1 pseudogene is annotated in these 592 nt (G+C 44.1%); it reads left to right on the forward strand.

Annotation, left to right across the window (positions count from 1 at the left end):
• A pseudogene (locus JWG45_RS21880) lies at positions 1-592 on the forward strand (LIC12611 family phage tail protein); the annotation flags it as partial.

Below are 592 nucleotides of genomic sequence, written 5' to 3' on the forward strand. Positions count from 1 at the left end.
TCTTATACAAAAGAATTCAACCAAATTAATAACTCCGCGATGACGGAAGTTTCCAAGCGGCTTGCACGAGAGAAACTCATCTCTACTGCGCTCAAAGAAAACTCTACCCTCCAAGACGCGTATGGTTCTCACTTAAAATCTGCTTCTGCAATCTTTCAGGCATACAATCAAAGAATGGGAGACTTAAAGGAGATATTTGGAAAAGTTCTTTTGGATGGAATGAAACCATTCCTTTCAATGTTCGTTAGTATATTAGAATATTTTACTGTTGGAGAGGATTCTGTCAATCGCGTAAAAGGCGGTCTTATAATCTTTGGGGCGGTTTTTACAGGGGTTCTCGTTGCGATCACAGCTAAGATGATTGCGGCGTCTGCGGCTACCGCAGGCGGAATGATTCCCGCTCTTTATGGAATGGCTACGGCAGGATGGGCGGCTATAGCACCTTGGCTTCCTTTCATTGCAATTGGAGCGGCAGTCGCCGCTACTATCGCCGCGATCGTTTTGATTGTGGATGATCTTCTTGTTTGGATGGATGGAGGGGAATCAATCATTGGCGACTTCTTAGGTCCGTTTAAAGATTTCGATTTGAAAA

The organism is Leptospira ainlahdjerensis, from assembly GCF_016919175.1.
GTDB lineage: Bacteria > Spirochaetota > Leptospiria > Leptospirales > Leptospiraceae > Leptospira > Leptospira ainlahdjerensis.